Source organism: Kutzneria sp. NPDC052558, assembly GCF_044547355.1.
Classification (GTDB): Bacteria; Actinomycetota; Actinomycetes; order Mycobacteriales; family Pseudonocardiaceae; genus Kutzneria.
The window spans coordinates 109582-126447 of record NZ_JBIUAG010000012.1 but is presented as its reverse complement, the minus strand read 5'-3'; the positions used below and the strand labels follow the sequence as shown (position 1 = coordinate 126447).

14 protein-coding genes are annotated in these 16866 nt (G+C 71.0%); 8 read left to right on the top strand and 6 right to left on the bottom strand.

Going from position 1 to position 16866, the window contains the following annotated elements; translation table 11 throughout:
- Nucleotides 1–65: 65 nt before the first annotated feature.
- Nucleotides 66–3017, top strand: coding sequence for a sacsin N-terminal ATP-binding-like domain-containing protein (locus ACIG5F_RS22520; protein ID WP_396520366.1), 2952 nt, complete (start codon nt 66–68; stop codon nt 3015–3017).
- Between the two features lie 267 nt (nt 3018–3284).
- Here ACIG5F_RS22520 and ACIG5F_RS22515 read toward each other — a convergent pair whose 3' ends face one another.
- A complete protein-coding gene (locus ACIG5F_RS22515) occupies nt 3285–3557 on the bottom strand; it encodes a DUF2530 domain-containing protein (protein WP_396520668.1) in 273 nt (90 codons plus the stop codon).
- A 29-nt stretch (nt 3558–3586) separates the two neighbouring features.
- Between ACIG5F_RS22515 and ACIG5F_RS22510 the strand changes: the two genes are divergently transcribed.
- The 4 genes from ACIG5F_RS22510 to ACIG5F_RS22495 all read left to right on the top strand — a co-directional run bounded on the left by ACIG5F_RS22510 (nt 3587) and on the right by ACIG5F_RS22495 (nt 7646).
- Nucleotides 3587–5038, top strand: a complete 1452-nt coding sequence (locus ACIG5F_RS22510) for an NCS2 family permease (protein ID WP_396520364.1) — start codon at nt 3587–3589, stop codon at nt 5036–5038.
- A gap of 17 nt (nt 5039–5055) precedes the next feature.
- Nucleotides 5056–5490, top strand: a complete 435-nt coding sequence (locus tag ACIG5F_RS22505; protein WP_396520362.1) for a MarR family winged helix-turn-helix transcriptional regulator — start codon at nt 5056–5058, stop codon at nt 5488–5490.
- Between the two features lie 85 nt (nt 5491–5575).
- Nucleotides 5576–6823 carry an MFS transporter gene (locus ACIG5F_RS22500; RefSeq protein ID WP_396520361.1) on the top strand — a complete coding sequence of 416 codons (1248 nt, stop codon included), beginning with the start codon at nt 5576–5578 and terminating at the stop codon, nt 6821–6823.
- Between the two features lie 70 nt (nt 6824–6893).
- A complete protein-coding gene (locus tag ACIG5F_RS22495; protein WP_396520666.1) occupies nt 6894–7646 on the top strand; it encodes an ABC transporter permease in 753 nt (250 codons plus the stop codon).
- A 96-nt stretch (nt 7647–7742) separates the two neighbouring features.
- Here the strand turns inward: ACIG5F_RS22495 and ACIG5F_RS22490 are convergent, their stop codons facing one another.
- Nucleotides 7743–8672: an alpha/beta hydrolase gene (locus ACIG5F_RS22490; protein WP_396520360.1), complete on the bottom strand. Its 930-nt coding sequence runs from the start codon at nt 8670–8672 to the stop codon at nt 7743–7745.
- Between the two features lie 100 nt (nt 8673–8772).
- Between ACIG5F_RS22490 and ACIG5F_RS22485 the strand changes: the two genes are divergently transcribed.
- Complete coding sequence (locus ACIG5F_RS22485) at nt 8773–9219, top strand: MarR family winged helix-turn-helix transcriptional regulator (protein ID WP_396520358.1); 447 nt, start codon at nt 8773–8775, stop codon at nt 9217–9219.
- Between the two features lie 82 nt (nt 9220–9301).
- Here ACIG5F_RS22485 and ACIG5F_RS22480 read toward each other — a convergent pair whose 3' ends face one another.
- Nucleotides 9302–9928: a superoxide dismutase gene (locus ACIG5F_RS22480; protein ID WP_396520356.1), complete on the bottom strand. Its 627-nt coding sequence runs from the start codon at nt 9926–9928 to the stop codon at nt 9302–9304.
- Between the two features lie 58 nt (nt 9929–9986).
- Nucleotides 9987–11483 (bottom strand): glutamate-cysteine ligase family protein, encoded by a 1497-nt coding sequence (locus ACIG5F_RS22475; RefSeq protein ID WP_396520354.1) that lies wholly within the window; start codon nt 11481–11483, stop codon nt 9987–9989.
- Nucleotides 11484–11693: 210 nt separating this feature from the next.
- On the opposite strand from ACIG5F_RS22475, the gene ACIG5F_RS22470 reads away from it, so the two are divergent.
- Both ACIG5F_RS22470 and ACIG5F_RS22465 read left to right on the top strand, forming a co-directional pair.
- Entirely contained in the window at nt 11694–12497 is an 804-nt protein-coding gene (locus ACIG5F_RS22470) for a TrmH family RNA methyltransferase (protein ID WP_396520352.1), read from the top strand.
- Nucleotides 12498–12541: 44 nt separating this feature from the next.
- Entirely contained in the window at nt 12542–13165 is a 624-nt protein-coding gene (locus tag ACIG5F_RS22465; protein ID WP_396520350.1) for a DUF2537 domain-containing protein, read from the top strand.
- 40 nt (nt 13166–13205) lie between these two features.
- Here ACIG5F_RS22465 and ACIG5F_RS22460 read toward each other — a convergent pair whose 3' ends face one another.
- On the bottom strand, nt 13206–15053 hold the full coding sequence (locus ACIG5F_RS22460; RefSeq protein ID WP_396520348.1) for an ABC transporter ATP-binding protein: 1848 nt from the start codon (nt 15051–15053) through the stop codon (nt 13206–13208).
- Nucleotides 15053–16843 carry an ABC transporter ATP-binding protein gene (locus ACIG5F_RS22455; RefSeq protein ID WP_396520346.1) on the bottom strand — a complete coding sequence of 597 codons (1791 nt, stop codon included), beginning with the start codon at nt 16841–16843 and terminating at the stop codon, nt 15053–15055. The genes ACIG5F_RS22460 and ACIG5F_RS22455 overlap by 1 nt, the downstream gene beginning before the upstream one ends.
- Nucleotides 16844–16866 lie beyond the last annotated feature (23 nt).

Genomic DNA, 16866 nt, shown 5'->3' with positions numbered 1-16866 from the left:
GCGAGCGAATCATTCAGCGCGGAGGGTCCGCGAACGCGGACACCGAGCGCTAGCGAGGTGCCGCAGTGACAGATTTCGGCGTCACCGACCTGCGCACTTCCGTCCTGCAGGCCTGGCGTGGCTCGCCGACCCGGTTCCGTGAGGACGCGAACGCCGAGGAGGACCTGCGCCTCGGCGGCTACCGTGACCGGCTGCTCGTGGAGCTGGCGCAGAACGCGGCGGACGCGGCCGGAGCCGGCGGCGTGCTGCGGCTGTCCGTCGTGGACGGCGAGCTGCGCGCGGCGAACACCGGCGAGCCGCTGACCGAGGCCGGGGTGGCGGCGCTCGCGTCGTTACGGGCATCGGCCAAGCGCGGCGGTGGCACTGTCGGCCAGTTCGGCGTCGGCTTCGCGGCCGTGCTGGCGGTCACCGACGAGCCGCGCGTCGTCTCCAGGACCGGCGGCGTGGCGTTCTCCGCCGCGCGCACCCGGGAGCTGGTCGGCGATCTGCCCGAGGTGGCCGAGCGGGACGGCGCGGTGCCGGTGCTGCGGCTGGCGTGGCCGGTGCCGGACGAGGAGCCGCCGGTGCCCGAAGGCTTCGACACCGAGGTGCGGCTGCCGCTGCGCCCGGAGGTCGACGCGGCCGAGCTGCTGGCCGAATGTGCCGCGGAGACCCCGGATCTGCTGCTCGCCCTGCCCGGGCTGAGCCGCGTCGAGGTCGGCGAGCACACGTGGTGGCGTGAGGACAACGAGGACGGCACGGTCGTCCTGCACGGCCCGACCGGCCGGGTCCGGTGGCTGCTGCGGCGTGCCTCCGGCGTGCTGGACGCGGCCGTGATTGAGCGGCTTGGTGTCGAGGCGCGGCAGCGGACGGAGTTCTCCGTGTGCTGGGCCGTGCCGATCGACGACGAGGGCGTGCCGCGTCCGCTGGACGAGGACGTGCTGCACGCACCGACGCCGACCGATGAGCGACTTTCCCTGCCGGCACGGCTGTTGGCCACGATTCCGGTCGAGGCCTCCCGCCGGCGGCTGATGCCGGGCGCCGCCACCGACGCGGTGCTGGCCGCCGCGGCGAGGGCGTATCCCGACCTGGTTCTGGCGGTGCGACCGGAACAGCGGACGCTGCTGGTGCCGCTGCCGGACTTCCCCAAGTCCGAAGTGGATGGTCAGCTGCGGGCGCTGGTGACCTCCGAGCTGCGCACCTCGGTGTGGCTTCCGTTGCAGGAAGGCGGGTTCGGTGCGCCGGCCCGGTCGCGCGTGCTGGACGTGCTGGCCCCGGCGTTGGCGGACATGCTCGCCGACATCGTGGACGGCCTGGCCAAGGCCGAGCTGTCCGGCACCGCCCACACCCGACAGCTTGCCGCGCTTGAGGTTCCGCGGCTGCGGTTGTCCGAGGTCGCGGCGATCGTCTCCGGCCAGGACCGTGACCCGGCGTGGTGGGCCCGGCTGTACGCGGCGCTCGATCCCGTTGCGGAGCAGGATTCCACCGCCCGCGAGGAGCTCGGCGGCCTGCCGGTTCCGCTGATCGACGGCCGTACTGTCACCGGTCCGCGGGACGTGTTGCTGCCGGACTTCGACCAGGAGACGCTGGCCGAGCTGTCCACAATGGACGTCACCGGGCTGCGGGTCGCGCATCCTGACGCCGTGCACCGGTTGTTGGAGCGGCTGGGCGCACGCTCGGCCGGGCCGGCGGATCTGCTGGACGCCATGCAGGCCGCGGTCGAGCGGAGCATGGACGACGCCGAGTCCGGTGTGGACACCACGTCGCTGGTGGATTTCGTGCTGTGGCTGACGGAATCGACCGGGGCGCGGCGGGGCGAGCGGCCGTGGCTGGGCACCCTGGCGCTGCCCGACGCCGACGGCGAGTTCCGGCACGCCGACGAGCTGATCCTGCCGTCGAGCCCGCTGCGCGAGGTGTTCGCCGACGACGTGATCGGCAAGGACGCGCCGTTGGGCGTGCTCGCCGAGGACCTGGCCTCGCGGTGGACGCCGGACGTGCTGGCCGCGGTCGGCGTGATCGATTCGTTCGTGGTCGTCTTCGACGACTCGCCCGGCGGTCCCGATCACGAGCTGGCCGACGAGGAGGCGTGGTGGGCCGCTGTGGACGGCGACCTCGACCCGCCGTCCACGTTCGCCGGCGTCCGCGACCTCGATCTGGTCGCCGATGACAAGTGGCCGGCCGCGCTGCGGCTGCTGGCGGCGGAACCCGAGACGTGGCAGGCGATTCTGCGCCCCGGCGGCTACACCTCGTGGTGGCTGGCCCGACACGCGCGGCTGGCCGGCGCGCCGCCTCGGTCGTGGCGACTGCCCGACGCCGAGGCTCTGGCCGGCGTCTACGACCCGATCCCCGATGTCGGCGTGCGCACGGATCTGTTGGCTGCCATTGGTGTTCGCTCCTCGCTGGTGGTCGCCGACGCCGCTGACGTGACGGATGTGTTGCAGCGCTTGGGTGATGCGGAACGGGCCGTCCCGCCGGGTGTCGCGATGCGGGCCCATGGCGTGCTGGCCGAGGCCGTTCGCTCCGGCGCTGTCGACGCCGGCGACGTCGAGCTCGATGAGCGGGTTCGGGCGCTGAGCGGCGCTTCCGTGTCCGGTGAGCAGGTCGTCGTGCTCGATTCGCCCTGGCTGCTGGCCGCGTTCACGCCGGACCAGGTCGTCGCGGCCGATCCCGATGACGCCGAGCCGTTGGCCGAGCTGCTCGACCTGCCGCTGGCCGCCGACGAGGTCGACGCCGACGCCCTCATCGGCGACGGCCAGCCGGTCAGCTGGTCCGACCTGGGGGCCGTGGTCGCTGCCAGCGAGCTGCTCGACCGACCTGTGCCCGACGGCCTGGTGGTCGTCTACGACGAGCTCTCCGTCCGGCGCGGCGACACCCGGTACCGCGTCGCCTGGTGGGTCACGGAGGACGGCGTCGTGCACGCCGAGGACACCCCCGCCGGGCTTTCGCGGGCCCTCGCCTGGGCCGTCGACCGCTGGCACGACCGGCATTTGCTGGCGGCACTCCTCGACGACCCGACCGCGGCGACCTACCTGTCCTGACCAGCGCCTATTCGGTTGTCCACAGGGTTGAACCTGTCCACATGTGGATCTTGCCGGGCCTCGGGGACGGCCTTCGCCCGATAGACTGGAGCGGGGTCGCCCCCCGGGATGGGTGGGGGTTTCGGCAAAGTCGGTCGTGCGCTGGTCAGTCGCGCCGAACGGGCAGCTGCGGGCCCGTGCTGGCCATCGAGGTTCGCGATGGCCGGGTTGCGGGTACGAGGTGATCGCGGAGCCGGGGCGGCTCGAAACCGTCGAAATCGCGCCTGTCTACAGCAGGCCCTCCTGGGCGGTGCGGGAGCCCCGGCGGGCGGCGGAGCGCTGCCAGCGGAACACGCCGTAGCCGAGAAAGCCCAGGCCGAAGCCGGCGAGGCAGGACCAGGTCCACAGGGGCGGGGCGCCGGCCAGGAGCATCACGACGAACGCCACGAGGAAGGCGAGGGTGCCGACGACCACCACCGGCACCGGATCGGTCAGGGACCGCGGCAGCGGCGGCGGGGTGGGGCCGGTAACCAGGTCGTTACCGTGCTCCTCTTTGGACATCTCGGCCACGTCAGGCAGGCTACCGCGCCATGAGGGCAGCAGCGCTGGACCGGTTCTTCAAGATCAGCGAACGGGACTCGTCGATCGGGCGGGAAGTCCGCGGCGGGGTGGTCACGTTCGTCGCGATGGCCTACATCGTGGTGCTCAATCCGCTGATCATCGGCAGCTTCTCGGCGAGCGACCCGGGCGCGCACAAGGACGTGCTGGGCAACATCCTGTCGGTGCCGCAGGTGGCGGCGGTCACCGCGCTGGTCGCGGGCGTGATGACCATCCTGATGGGCCTGCTGGCCAACTACCCGTTCGCGCTGGCCACCGGCCTCGGCCTGAACAGCCTGGTGGCGGTGACCATCGCCCCGCAGGTGACCTGGCCCGAGGCGATGGGTCTGGTCGTGGTCGAGGGCCTGATCATCGTGCTGCTGGTGTTCACCGGCTTCCGCACGGCGGTGTTCAACGCGGTGCCGGCCGCGCTGAAGTCGGCCATCGCGGTCGGCATCGGCCTGTTCATCGCGCTGATCGGCCTGGTCGACGCCGGCTTCGTGCGCCGGCTGCCGGACGCCGCCCACACCACCGTGCCGGTGGGCCTGGGCATCAACGGCTCGATCGCGTCCTGGCCGACGTTCGTGTTCGTGATCGGCCTGGTGCTGACCGGCATCCTGGTGGCCCGCAAGGTCCGCGGCGCGATCCTGATCGGCGTGCTGTCCTCGACGGTGCTGGCCATCGTGGTGGAGGCGATCTTCCACGCCGGCCCGTCCAACGGCACCAACCCGCTGGGCTGGGACCTGGGCTACCCGGCGCTGCCGCAGCAGGTCTTCGGCCTGCCCGATCTCTCGCTGGTCGGCCACGTCTCGTTCGGCGCGTGGACCCGGCTGCCGGCGATCACCGTGCTGCTGCTGGTGTTCACGCTGGTGCTGGCCGACTTCTTCGACGCCATGGGCACGATGACCGGCCTGGGCAAGGAGGCCGGCCTGCTGCGGGAGGACGGCCAGCTGCCCAAGGTGGGCCGGGCGCTGTTCGTGGAGGGCCTGGCCGGCGCGGCCGGCGGCTTCGGCTCGGCCAGCTCGAACACGGTGTTCGTGGAGTCGGCCTCGGGCATCGCCGAGGGGGCCCGCACCGGCCTGGCCAACATCGTCACCGGCGTGCTGTTCCTGCTGGCGATGTTCCTCACGCCGCTGTACCAGGTGGTGCCGGTGGAGGCGGCCGCGCCGGCGCTGGTGATCGTCGGCGCGCTGATGATCCGGCAGGCCAGCGGCATCGACTTCACCGACTTCCGGATCGCGCTGCCGGCCTTCCTGACCATCGTGGTGATGCCGTTCACGTACTCCATCGCCAACGGCATCGGTGCCGGCTTCATCAGCTACGTGCTGCTGGCCGTGGCCACCGGCGGCGGCCGCAAGGTGCACCCGCTGATGTGGGTGGTGGCTGTGGCCTTCGTCGCGTATTTCGCGGTCGGGCCGATCGAGTCGGCCCTGGCCGGTAGTTAGTGAGGTATGCTAACTACATGGCGGAACCCGAGTCGAACGAGCCAGCGCTGGCCAGCCGGTTGCGGCTGGCCGTCGTGCGGCTCAACCGTCGGCTGCGGGCCCAACGCACCAACTCCTCGGTCACGCTGACCCAGGTGTCGGCCCTGTCCGCGCTGCGCAAGTGCGGGCCGCTGACCCCGGGCGAGCTGGCCGCCAAGGAGGGTGTCCAGCCGCCGTCGATGACCAGGGTGATCTCGGCGCTCGAGGACTACGGCTTCGTGTCCCGGCGCCCGCACCCCACCGACGGCCGGCAGGCCATCGTCGAGCTCACCGACCAGGGCTCCGCCTATCTGCGGGCCGAGGTGTCGGCCAGGGAAGCCTGGCTGGACTCGCGGCTGGCGGAATTGGACGACTCGGAACGCGAACTGCTCGCGCACGCGGCCGAGATCATCGACCGGATGGCGGGCCAGTAAAGGGGGCGGCGGACGAGTGCCGGCATACGCGGGGAGCACCGGAACAGAGCAGAAGCACACCTCGGCAACCCCGCGCACGACCGGAATGTTCGGTTCGCTGCGTGAGCGCAACTACCGACTCTTCGCCGGCGGGCAGATCGTCTCGCTTATCGGCACCTGGATGCAGCGGGTGGCCCAGGACTGGCTGGTCCTGGAGCTGTCCGGCAAGGACCCGATCGCCCTGGGCATCGCCGCCGCCCTCCAGTTCTTACCCACGCTGTTCCTGTCGCTGTGGGCCGGCGTGCTCGCCGACCGGATGGACAAGCGGCGGCTGCTGATGCTGTTGCAGGCCGCGATGGGCATCTGCGCCCTCGGCCTGGGCCTGCTGGACGTCACCGGCGTCGCGCAGCTGTGGCAGGTGTACGTCTTCTGCTTCGTGCTGGGCTGCTTCTCCGCGGTCGAGACGCCGGTGCGCCAGTCGTTCGTGGTCGAGATGGTCGGCAAGGCCCAGGTCACCAACGCCGTCGCGCTGAACTCGATGACCTTCAACCTGGCCCGGATCGTCGGGCCGGCCATCGCCGGCGTGCTGATCACGCTGATTGGCACCGGCTGGGTGTTCCTCGGCAACTTCGTCAGCTTCGCCGCCGTGCTCACCGGTCTGGCGCTGATGGACGCGTCCCGGCTGCACCGGGGCACGCCGGCACCACGCGAGCGGGGCCAGCTGCTGGAAGGCCTGCGCTACGTGCGCGGACGGCCCGACCTGGTGATGCTGATGGTGCTCGTGTTCCTGGTCAGCACCTTCGGCATGACCTTCTTCACCACGCTCGCGGTCGCCGCCGCCAACGTCTTCCACCAGGACGCCGACGGCTACGGCCTGCTGTCCACCATGCTCGCCGTCGGCACCCTGTCCGGCGCCACCCTGGCCGCCCGGCGCAGCACCCGCGGCCGGCCCCGGCTGCGCATGCTGTTCATCGGCGGGCTCGTGTTCGGCGTGCTGGAGATCATCCTCGGCGTGATGCCGTCGTACCTGGCCTTCGGGCTGATGCTGATCCCCATCGGCATGGCCCTGATGACCTTCACCACCACCGCCAACAGCACTGTGCAGCTGTCGGTGACCCCGCAGATGCGGGGCCGGGTGATGGGCCTGTACATGCTTGTCTTCCTGGGCGGCAACCCCATCGGCGGTCCCCTGACCGGCTGGCTGGCCGACGCCTTCGGCGGCCGCGCCCCGTTCATCGCCGGCGGCATCGTGTCCGTGGTCGCCACGGCGGCCTGCGGCCTGATCCTCATGCGCCGCGCCGACATCAGCCTCCGCTCCCTGCTCCGCCGCCGCACCGTCCCCGAGGCCGCCTGACGTTGGGAAGGGGACCTTCCTCCACTCCGAGTGGAGGAAGGTCCCCTTCCAAACTCAAGATGGGGCGGTGATCTCGGGATCGGTGGGGTGGCTGCCGCTGGTGGTCGTCTGCGTCGTGTTCACGGCGGCGGCGGCGTTCGTGGTGTGGGCGGGGCGGTTGATGCCGCCCTGGCCGGTGGTCTTCGCCGCGTTGAGGGCGGTGCTTCAGCTGGCGGTCGTGTCCGCGGTGATCACGGCGGTGCTGGCCTCGCTGGGGCTGACCGGGGCGTTCCTGCTGCTGATGGCCGTGGTGGCGACGGCGACGTCGGCGGCGCGGACGAGGGTGGGCTGGCGCGGGGCCTGGGTGGGGCTGGCGATCGTGGCGGGGGTGATCCCGGCGCTGGCGCTGCTGCTGGGCACGGGGCTGCTGCCGGTGACGGGGATCGCGCTGGTGCCGATGGGCGGGATCCTGATCGGCGGCGGCATGACGGCGACGACCCTGTCGGTGCGCCGGGTGCTGGACACGCTCAAGCAGCGGCACGGGGAGTACGAGGCGGCGCTGGCGCTGGGCTTCACCGAGCCGGTGGCGATCCGGGAGCTGGTGCGCAAGCCGGCGGCGGATGCCTTGCTGCCGGCGCTGGACCAGACCCGCACGGTCGGCCTGGTCACCCTTCCGGGTGCTTTTGTCGGCATGCTGCTCGGCGGCTCGCCGGTGTGGCTGGCGGGGGCGTTGCAGCTGGTCGTGCTGCTCGGGCTGCTGGCGGTGGAGGCCCTGGCGATCGTGATCGTGGTGGAGCTGGTGGCACTCGGCCGGGTCAGGAGGGTTGACCCGGAGCGAAGGTAAGGCTAACCTAATCTCAACCGCTTCGTGGTGGGAGCGGCAGTCAGTTCGGGAACAGAGAAGGCCCCGGGTCCGGCAGACCCGGGGCCTTCTCGCACGTCAGGCCAGGGCACGGGCGAGGAAGTCGGCGGCCTGGTCGATCGCGGCCTCGGCGGCGTGGGTGTCGCGCAGCGCGTTGAGCATCACGAAGTCGTGGATCACGCCGGTGTAGCGCACGGCGGTGACGGGCACGCCGGCCTCACGCAGCTTGGCGGCGTAGGCCTCGCCCTCGTCCCGCAGCACGTCTGCCTCGTCGGTGATCACCAGGGCCGGCGGCAGGTCGCGCAGCTGCTCGATCGTCGCGCGCAGCGGCGAGGCGGTGATCTCGGCCCGCTGGGCCTCGTCGGTCGTGTACTGGTCCCAGAACCACTGCATGGCGTCGCGGCGCAGGTAGTAGCCCTCGGCGAACTGGTGGTACGACTCGGTGTCGAACGAGGCGTCGGTCACCGGGTAGAACAGCACCTGCTGCTTGAAGCTGAACTCGCCCCGCTGCTTGGCCATGAGCGTCAGCGCGGCGGTCATGTTGCCGCCGACCGAGTCGCCGGCCACGGCCACGCGGGTGGCGTCCAGGTCGTGCTCGGCGCCGTGCTCGAAGACCCACTTGGCCACGGCGTAGTTCTGGTTGATGGCCACGGGGTAGCGGGCCTCGGGCGAGCGGCTGTAGTCGGGGAACACGATCGCGGCGCCGGTCTTGGCGGTCAGCTCCCGCACCAGGCGGTCGTGCGTCTGCACGTCGCCGAACACCCAGCCGGCGCCGTGGATGTAGACGACCACCGGCAGCGGGCCGGTCGCGCCGACGGGCCGGGTGATGCGCGCCGGCACGCCCTCGACGGTGAGCTCCTCGATGTCCACCTCGGGCTGGTCGACCGGGCCGGCCTGGAGGCCGTCGACCACCTTGCGGCCCTCGGCCGGGCCCAGTTCGAACAGGTACGGCGGCTTGGCGGTGGCGTCGGCGAGCTCCTGGGCGGCCGGCTCGAGAACGATGCTCATGGCTTCCTCCTGTGGCTTGCTGGGCTCCTGGCCTGATGTCGATAACACTAGGACACGTTTAGATCGTGCACAACTTAAGTTGGCAAGTTATGATTGTGGCATGGACGACACGGACAACCCGTTGCTGCTGAGGGACCAGCTGTGCTTCTCGCTGTACGCGGCGAGCCGTGCGGTCACCGCCCTCTACCGGCCGCTGCTGGACGAACTGGGGCTGACCTATCCGCAGTACCTGGTGCTGCTGGTGCTCTGGGAGCACGGCACCGTCCCGGTCAAGGACGTCGGCAATGCCCTCCAGCTGGACTACGGCACGCTGTCGCCGCTGCTCAAGCGGCTGGAGGCGAACGGCCTCGTGCGCCGCACCCGCCGCGCCGACGACGAGCGGTCGGTGGCCGTGGCCCTGACCGAGGAGGGCGTGGCGCTGCGCGACCGGGCGCTGTCCGTGCCGCCGGTCATCGGCACGGCGATGGGCCTGGAGATGGCCGAGTTCGAGGCCCTGCGTGGGCTGCTCGGCAAGCTCACCACGTCGGTGCAGGCCTACACGGCGTGAGCACGGACCGAGGCCCCGTCGCGGACGACGGGGCCTCGGTTTTTCCGGGCAGCTCGGCTTGTCGGAGCATCCACTGCCGGGTTCAGGGGGTGAGCTGAAGGCCGTTCCGGCCGGCTCGGGCCGCCTCGAAGCGCTCGTTGACGTCGGTCCAGTTCACGACGTTCCACAGCGCGTTGATGTAGTCGGCCTTGAGGTTGCGGTACTGCAAGTAGTACGCGTGCTCCCAGATGTCGAAGGCCAGCAGCGGCGTGGTGGCGATCGACAGGTTCGAGTGGTGGTCCTTGAGCTGCTGGGTGATCAGCCGCCGGCCCACCGGCTCCCAGGCCAGGATGCCCCAGCCGGAGCCCTGGATGGTGCTGGCGGCCGCGTTGAGCTGGGCGCGCAGGCCGTCGAACGAGCCGAAGAACTCGTCCACCGCCGCCGCCAGCTCGCCGGTCGGCTTGTCGCCGCCGTTCGGGCTCAGGTTCTTCCACCACACCTGGTGCAGGGCGTGGCCGGCCAGGTGGAAGGCGAGCGTGGTCTCCAGCCCGACGATGGAGCCGAACGCGCCCTTGTCCCGCGCCTCGTCGATCTGCTCGATCGTGTCGTTGGCGCCCTTGACGTAGGCGGCGTGGTGCTTGCCGTGGTGCAGCTCGTTGATCTCGCCGATGATCGCCGGCTCGAGCGCGCCGTAGTCGTAGTCGAGGTCGGGCAGTACGTACTGGGCCATAGCTGCCACTATCTAGCAATTGCCAGATAGTGGCAACTAGGACGATGGTCTCTCTTGACTACCAGACCGGCCAGGTGTGCACCGGGTTGCCGGCGTGCATCAGGTCGACGTACCGGCGCAGCATGCCGATCAGCGCCGCCTCGCGGTCGGCCCCGCGCTGCTCCAGCTGCGCGACGGTCTCCCGCTGCCAGGACGAGCCGGTCCGCCGGGCCACGCAGCGCTGCTCGATGATGCCGAGATAGCGCTCGCGGGCGGCGTCGGAGACGCCCAGCTCCCGCAGGCCCTCGTGGGCCATCGGCAGCAGCCGCCGTAGCACGAGCTCGTCCGGCGGCACCCAGCCGATGCCGGGCCAGTACAGCTGGGCGCCCATGCCGTGCCGCGCGCCCGAGTAGAGGTTCTCCTCGGCCGCCTGGAACGACATCTGCGTCCACAGTGGACGTTCCTGGGTGGCCAGCGCCCGCTGCGCGCCGTAGAAGAACGCGGCGTTGGCCAGAATGTCCACAATGGTCGGCCCGGCCGGCAGCACCCTGTTCTCCACGCGCAGGTGCGGCACGCCGTCGACCAGGTCGTACACCGGGCGGTTCCACCGCCACACGGTTCCGTTGTGCAGCCGCAGTTCCGACAGCTGCGGCGCGCGGCCGGCGGCCAGCTCGGCGATCGGGTCCTCGTCGTCGATCACCGGCAGCAGGCCCTGGAAGTAGCGCACGTTCTCCTCGAACAGGTCGAAGATCGAGGTGATCCAGCGCTCGCCGAACCAGACCCGCGGCCGCACGCCCTGGTTCTGCAACTCCTGCGGCCGGGTGTCGGTGGCCTGCTGGAACAGCGGAATCCGGGTCTCGTGCCACAAAGCCTTGCCCAGCAGGAAAGGCGAGTTCGCGGCCAGCGCCACCTGCACGCCGGCCAGGCACTGCGCCGCGTTCCAGTGCGCGGCGAAATGGTCCGGCTGCACCTGCAGATGCAGCTGCACCGAGGTGCAGGCCGCCTCCGGCAGAATGGATTCCGCGTAGCTGCGCAGGCGTTCCGGCTCGCCGCCCGGCATCGGCGAACCCTCCATGTGCAGCACCATCTCCTCGCCGCGGGCGGCGAAGATCTCGTCGTTGAGCACCGTGTAGCGCCGATTGCTGGTCAGCCAGCGCGGATCGAAGTGCTCCCGCCGCAGCGTCGGCAGCACCCCGATCAGCACGATCGCCGCCCCCGCGTCCTTCGCCTTGGCGTCGGCGTTGTCGAAGGTCTGGCGCAGCTCGCGTTCCAGGTCAACCGCCTCGTTGCCGGCCAGCGGCCGGGGTGGCACGTTGATCTCCAGGTTGTGCTGGCTGAGTTCGGTGGTGAAGGAGGGATCATCGATCTTCTCCAGCACCACGGAGTTCGTCATCGCCGGTCGCAGCTTCTCGTCGACCAGGTTCAGCTCGATCTCCAGCCCCATCTGCTGTTGGGGGAACGAGAACACGTCATCCGTGAGCATTCTGGCCAACGCGTCCAGACAGCGCTGCACCTTCTCGCGGTAACGCTGGCGGTCCTCCCGACTGAATGTTCGGTCGGACACGTCCTTGCCCATGCCGCCTCCCACTTCGGTCTGCCCGGATCCTCGGGCGCCTGAAGCGAATGCCCACCGTGACACAACGGGTTTGGCCTGCCCATCGGCCAAAACGGTGCACTCTGTCACATTGGCATAACTTCCGGTGAGAATGCGCTGGTAGAAGCCCTGGGATTACCACTCCTGGCAAGGCCGAAACATGGTATGGGCGAACAGTGAGAGACTGCGTTCGTGCCGCAGGTGATCGAGATCGACGACCCCGCCGACGCCAGGCTGGACGACTTCCGCGACCTGACCACCGCCGACCGGCGGCCGGACCGGCCCGGCGGGCGCGGCCTGGTGATCGCCGAGGGCGTCATCGTCGTGCGCCGGTTGCTGGACTCGCCCTATCCGCTGCGCGGCCTGCTCGGCATCCCCCGTCGGATCGAGGAGCTCGTCCCCGAACTGGGTGATTTCGACGGCCCCGCCTACGCGGTGTCGGCCGAGGTGATGGCCGAGGTTGTCGGATTTCACCTGAATCGCGGCGTGCTGGCGGCGGCCGACCGCGCCCCGCAGCCGGATCCGGTGGCGCTGATGCGGGACGCCCGGATGCTGGCCGTGCTGGAGGGCGTCGGCGACCACGAGAACCTCGGCGCCCTGTTCCGCAACGCCGCCGCGCTCAGCGTGGACGGCGTGCTGCTCGGGGCCGGCTGCTCGGATCCGCTGTACCGGCGCAGCGTGCGGGTGTCCATGGGGCATGTGCTGCGGATTCCGTTCGCCGACCTGCGGCCGTGGCCGCGCGGCCTGGACCTGTTGCGGGACAACGGCTTCACCGTCGTCGCCCTGACACCTCGGGCCGACGCCGTCGACCTGCGGGAATGCAAGCTGGCGGGAGAGAAGGTGGCCCTGCTGCTGGGGTCGGAGGGGCCCGGCCTGACCGATGAGGCCATCGAGGCGGCCGACGTGGCCGTGAAGATCCCGATGGCCGATGGTGTGGATTCCCTGAATGTCGCCACCGCGGGCGCGGTGGCGTTTCACGCGCTGGGGGTGTCGTGAGTACCGTCGAGCAGGCAGACGCCGACCGGTCGGAGGGGACTTCCGTGCAGCTTCACGCCCGATGCGGCCGTGCCGTGCTGGTCGGCCACGACGGCGCCCAGATGCGGGAGGTCGACCCCCGGTCCCTCGCGCTGCCGGCCGAGCTGACCTCCGCCCTGCACGAGTGGGCCGAGGTCGCGCACGCGCTCGTGCCCAACGACCGCGAGCCGGTCGGCGGCACCGCCGGCGACCTGGTCACCCGGCGGGGCCGCCAGCTGGCCGGCCGGCTGGCCACCGAGCTGGGGCTGCCCATCGACTACGCCGACCCGGTCACCGGCGACGTGTACGAGGTCGAGCCGGCGATCGCCCCGACGCCGCCGGTGGAGGAGGAGCACGAGGAGGACTTCCCGGCGCGGGAGCCGACGCCGTGGGCCACCGGGCTCACCGTGACGGTCGTGGTGGCCCTGATGATCGTGATCGCGGTGACCTCGCTGTCGTTGGCGCTGGCCCAGGCCAGCCTGTGGCTGGCGGTCATCGCCAACGTGGTGATCATCGGCGGCCTGTCGCCCTCGGTCTGGCTGGCCCGCGACGTCCCGGTCTGGCGCTGGGTCGCGTTGGGCGTGGCCAGCGGCCTCGGCCTGGCCTGGATCGCCCTGCTGCTCAGCCTCCTGGGCCCCGTCACCGCCTGACCCGGCGAGTCCCGCTCGACGGCGGGACTCGCCGGGGTGGTCAGGCCAGGGAATCCAGCCAGGCCTCGTGGAGGCGGGCGAACCGGCCGTGTTGGTGGATCAGGTCGGCGGGGGAGCCGTCCTCGACGATCCGGCCGCCGTCGACCACCAGCACGCGGTCGGCGATCAGCACGGTGGACAGGCGGTGCGCGATGATCACGGCGGTGCGCTCGGCCAGCACGGTCTCCAGGGCCGCCTGCACCGCCCGCTCGGTCGGCACGTCCAGGCTGGACGTGGCCTCGTCGAGCACCAGCACCGACGGGTCGGCCAGCAGCGCCCGGGCGAACGCCACCAGCTGGCGCTGGCCCGCCGACAGCCGGCCGCCGCGCTTGCGGACGTCGGTGTCGTAGCCCTCGGGCAGGGCGCTGATGAACTCGTGCGCCCCGACCGCGGCGGCGGCCCGCCGCACGTCCTCCCGCGTGGCGTCCGGCCGGCCCATGGCGATGTTGTCCGCGACCGACCCGGCGAACAGGAAGTTCTCCTGCGTCACCATGGTCACCGCCGACCGCAGGTCGACGTCGGCCACGTCCCGCAGGTCGACGCCGTCCAGCGCCACCGTGCCGGCCGACGGGTCGTAGAACCGGGCCACCAGCTTGGCCAGCGTCGACTTGCCGGCGCCGGTCGCGCCGACCACCGCGATGGTCTGCCCGGCCGGCACGTGCAGGTCGAACTCCGGCAGCACCACCGGCGTGTCCGGGCGGTAGCGGAACTCCACCCGGTCGAACCGGATGTCGCCGCGCCGGCCCTCCCGGGGCAGCGGCCTGGGCTGCGCCGGCTCGGCCACCGACGGCTCCTCCTCCAGCACGCCGGAGATCTTCTCCAGCGCCGCGACCGCGGCCGAGTAGGAGTTGGCGAACATCGCCAGATCGTCCAGCGGGTCGTAGAAGCGCCGAAGGTACAGCGCGAACGCCGCCAGCACGCCCAGTTGCAGGCTGCCGTCGACGACCCGCAGCGCACCCCAGGCCAGCACCACGGCCATGGTCACGTTGCCGACCAGCCGCACCGTGGCGGTGAACCGGGCCATCACCTTGAAGGCCCGGTTGTTGGCGTCCCGGTACTCGACGTTGACCTCGTGCAGGATGTCCTCGTTGCGCCCGTGCCGGCGGTAGGCCTGCACCGCGCGGATCCCGTTCATGGTCTCCACGAACTGCACGATCACCTTGGCCACGGCCGAAGTCGTGGCCCGGTAGGCCTTGTGCGAGGCGCGCCGGAACCAGCGGGCCACGATCAGCACCGGGATGAAGCCGGCCAGCACCACCAGGGCCAGCCGCAGGTCCAGGACCAGCATCGTGACCGCGATGCCGACCACGGTGAACAGCGAGCTGAGCAGCCCGTCCAGGCCCATGTCGAGCAGGTCGTCGATCGACTCCACATCGGAGGACAGCCGCGAGATGATCTTGCCCGAGGTGTAGGACTCGTGGAACGACAGGGAAAGCCGTTGCACGTGGCGGAAAACCCGGTGCCGCAGGTCGAGCAGCAGGTCCTGGCCGACCCGGCCGGACAGCCGCACGAACCCGAACTTGGCGCCGGCGCTGGCCAAGCCGCACGCGGCATAGCCGAGCACGCACCAGACCAGGGTGGCCGGCTGGCCGGTGACCACGCCGGTCACGCCGCGGTCGATCGCCGCCGCGACCAGCAGCGGGCCGGCCAGCTGGGCGCCGTTCTCCAGCACCACGAACACCAGGGCCAGGGCCACGGACCACTTGCGTGGCCGCAGCAACGACACCAGCAGCCGGCGCGACCGCGCCTGTAGCTTGGCCGTCACGACCTTGCCGACGTCCTCGATGTCCTCCGCGGCGACGCCGCGCCAGTCGGTAGCGGTCGGATTCGCAGTGATCGGCGCGCTCATCAGACCGCCACCTCCTCGTCCTCGTCTTCGTCCATTGTGGACAGCAGTCGCCGGTACTCGGCGTTGCTGGCCAACAGCTCGGAATGCGTGCCCACGGCGGCGATCCGGCCGTCGACCAGCATCGCCACCCGGTCGGCCAGCTGCACCGTGCTGGGCCGGTGGGCCACCACCAGCGCCGTCACATCGTGCAGCACGCGGCGCAGCGCCCTCTCCACCTCGCCCTCGGTGTGAACGTCCAAAGCGGACAGTGGGTCGTCCAGCACCAGCACCGCCGGCCTGCCGACCACGGCCCGGGCCAGCGCCAGCCGCTGCCGCTGGCCGCCGGACAGCGACAGACCCTGCTCGCCGACGCGGGTCGCGATGCCCCACGGCAGGTTCGACACGAACTCCTCGGCCTGCGCCACCCGCAACGCCTCGTGCACGTCCTCGTCGGACGCGCCCGGAGCGCCCAGCGCCACGTTCTCCCTTACGGAGGCCGAGAACAGCACCGGCTCCTCGAACGCCGTCGCCACCACTCGCCGCAGGTCGTCCAGCCTGAGGTCGCGCACGTCGACGCCGTCGACGGTGACCCGGCCGCCGGTGACGTCGGCCAGCCGCGCCACCAGCGCGGTCAGCGCCGTCTTGCCCGAGCCGGTGCTGCCGACAAGCGCCACCGTCTCGCCGGGACGGACGTCGAGGTCGACGCCCTGGAGAACCTCGCGCGTGCCGCCGTCGTAGGCGAAGTGGACATCCTCGAATACCAGGTGTCCGTGGACCTGTGCCGGAAGGTCCCGAGGATGCTCAGGCTCGACAATCGTGTTGATCTCATCCCGGACCTCCCAGTACCGGTCGCACGCCGATGCGGCCATGTTGGTCTCGGCCAGCAGCCAGCCGATCGAGTCGAACGGCCAGCGCAGGAAGGTGCTCACGGTGATCGCCGCGATCAGCGTGCCGGCCGAGAGCGTGCCGTCGGCGATGCCGACGCCGCCGACCGCGAGCTCGCCGGCGATCGCCAGCTCGGGCAGGCTGATCAGCACCGCCCACAGCGCCGCCATCACCCGCACCTTGCTCAGCTCCGCGCCGCGCAGGGTCTTGGCCTGCGCGACGAACGACTTCGTCATGTCGCGGCCCCGGCCGAACGCCTTGAGCACGCGAATGCCCAGCACCGATTCCTCCACGGTGCTGGCCAGGTCGCCCTGGAGGTCCTGGGCCCGCCGGGCGTAGATCTTGTACTTGGTCTCGAACAGGTACGACAGCACGATCAGCGGCGCGCCGCAGGCGATCACGATCAGCCCCAGCAGCGGCGACAGCGTGAGCAGCACGCCCACACCCACCACCAGCACGGTGCTGTTGACCACCAGGAACACCGCCGCGAAGGCGATGAACCGGCGCAGCGTGCTCAGGTCGTTCACGGCGCGGGACAGCAGCTGGCCCGACTGCCACTTGTCGTGGAAGGCCACCGGCAGCCGTTGCAGGTGGTGGTACAGGTCTTCCCGCAGCCGCATCTCGACTGTGGTGCTGGGCCGCACGTTCAGCCGCCGTCGCGCGTAGAACAGCAGGGCCTCGACCACGCCGAGAATCAGCACCACGGTCACCAGCCAGGGCAGCTGCGACAGCTCGTGTCGGGCCACCGGGCCGTCGATGATCTGCTGGATCACCAACGGAATCGACAGTCCGGCCAGCATCGCGACCAACGCCGCCGCGAGGGAGGCGTACAGATCCAGACGCACCGGACGCACATAGGGCCACAGCCTGCGCAGCGTGGCGAAGGATGAGCGGTGGGTGACGGACTGGGCTCCGTCGTCACTCATTCGACAATCCCCCTTCGAGTTTC

What these genes read in the sequence shown, in the direction of transcription:
- ACIG5F_RS22505 (WP_396520362.1), top strand. Translation starts at nt 5,056, where the DNA reads ATGGCGGAACCCGAGTCGAACGAGCCAGCGCTGGCCAGCCGGTTGCGG.
- ACIG5F_RS22460 (WP_396520348.1), bottom strand. Translation starts at nt 15,053, where the DNA reads ATGAGCGCGCCGATCACTGCGAATCCGACCGCTACCGACTGGCGCGGC.
- ACIG5F_RS22490 (WP_396520360.1), bottom strand. Translation starts at nt 8,672, where the DNA reads ATGAGCATCGTTCTCGAGCCGGCCGCCCAGGAGCTCGCCGACGCCACC.
- ACIG5F_RS22475 (WP_396520354.1), bottom strand. Translation starts at nt 11,483, where the DNA reads ATGGGCAAGGACGTGTCCGACCGAACATTCAGTCGGGAGGACCGCCAG.
- ACIG5F_RS22510 (WP_396520364.1), top strand. Translation starts at nt 3,587, where the DNA reads ATGAGGGCAGCAGCGCTGGACCGGTTCTTCAAGATCAGCGAACGGGAC.
- ACIG5F_RS22480 (WP_396520356.1), bottom strand. Translation starts at nt 9,928, where the DNA reads ATGGCCCAGTACGTACTGCCCGACCTCGACTACGACTACGGCGCGCTC.
- ACIG5F_RS22500 (WP_396520361.1), top strand. Translation starts at nt 5,576, where the DNA reads ATGTTCGGTTCGCTGCGTGAGCGCAACTACCGACTCTTCGCCGGCGGG.
- ACIG5F_RS22485 (WP_396520358.1), top strand. Translation starts at nt 8,773, where the DNA reads ATGGACGACACGGACAACCCGTTGCTGCTGAGGGACCAGCTGTGCTTC.
- ACIG5F_RS22515 (WP_396520668.1), bottom strand. Translation starts at nt 3,557, where the DNA reads ATGTCCAAAGAGGAGCACGGTAACGACCTGGTTACCGGCCCCACCCCG.
- ACIG5F_RS22455 (WP_396520346.1), bottom strand. Translation starts at nt 16,843, where the DNA reads ATGAGTGACGACGGAGCCCAGTCCGTCACCCACCGCTCATCCTTCGCC.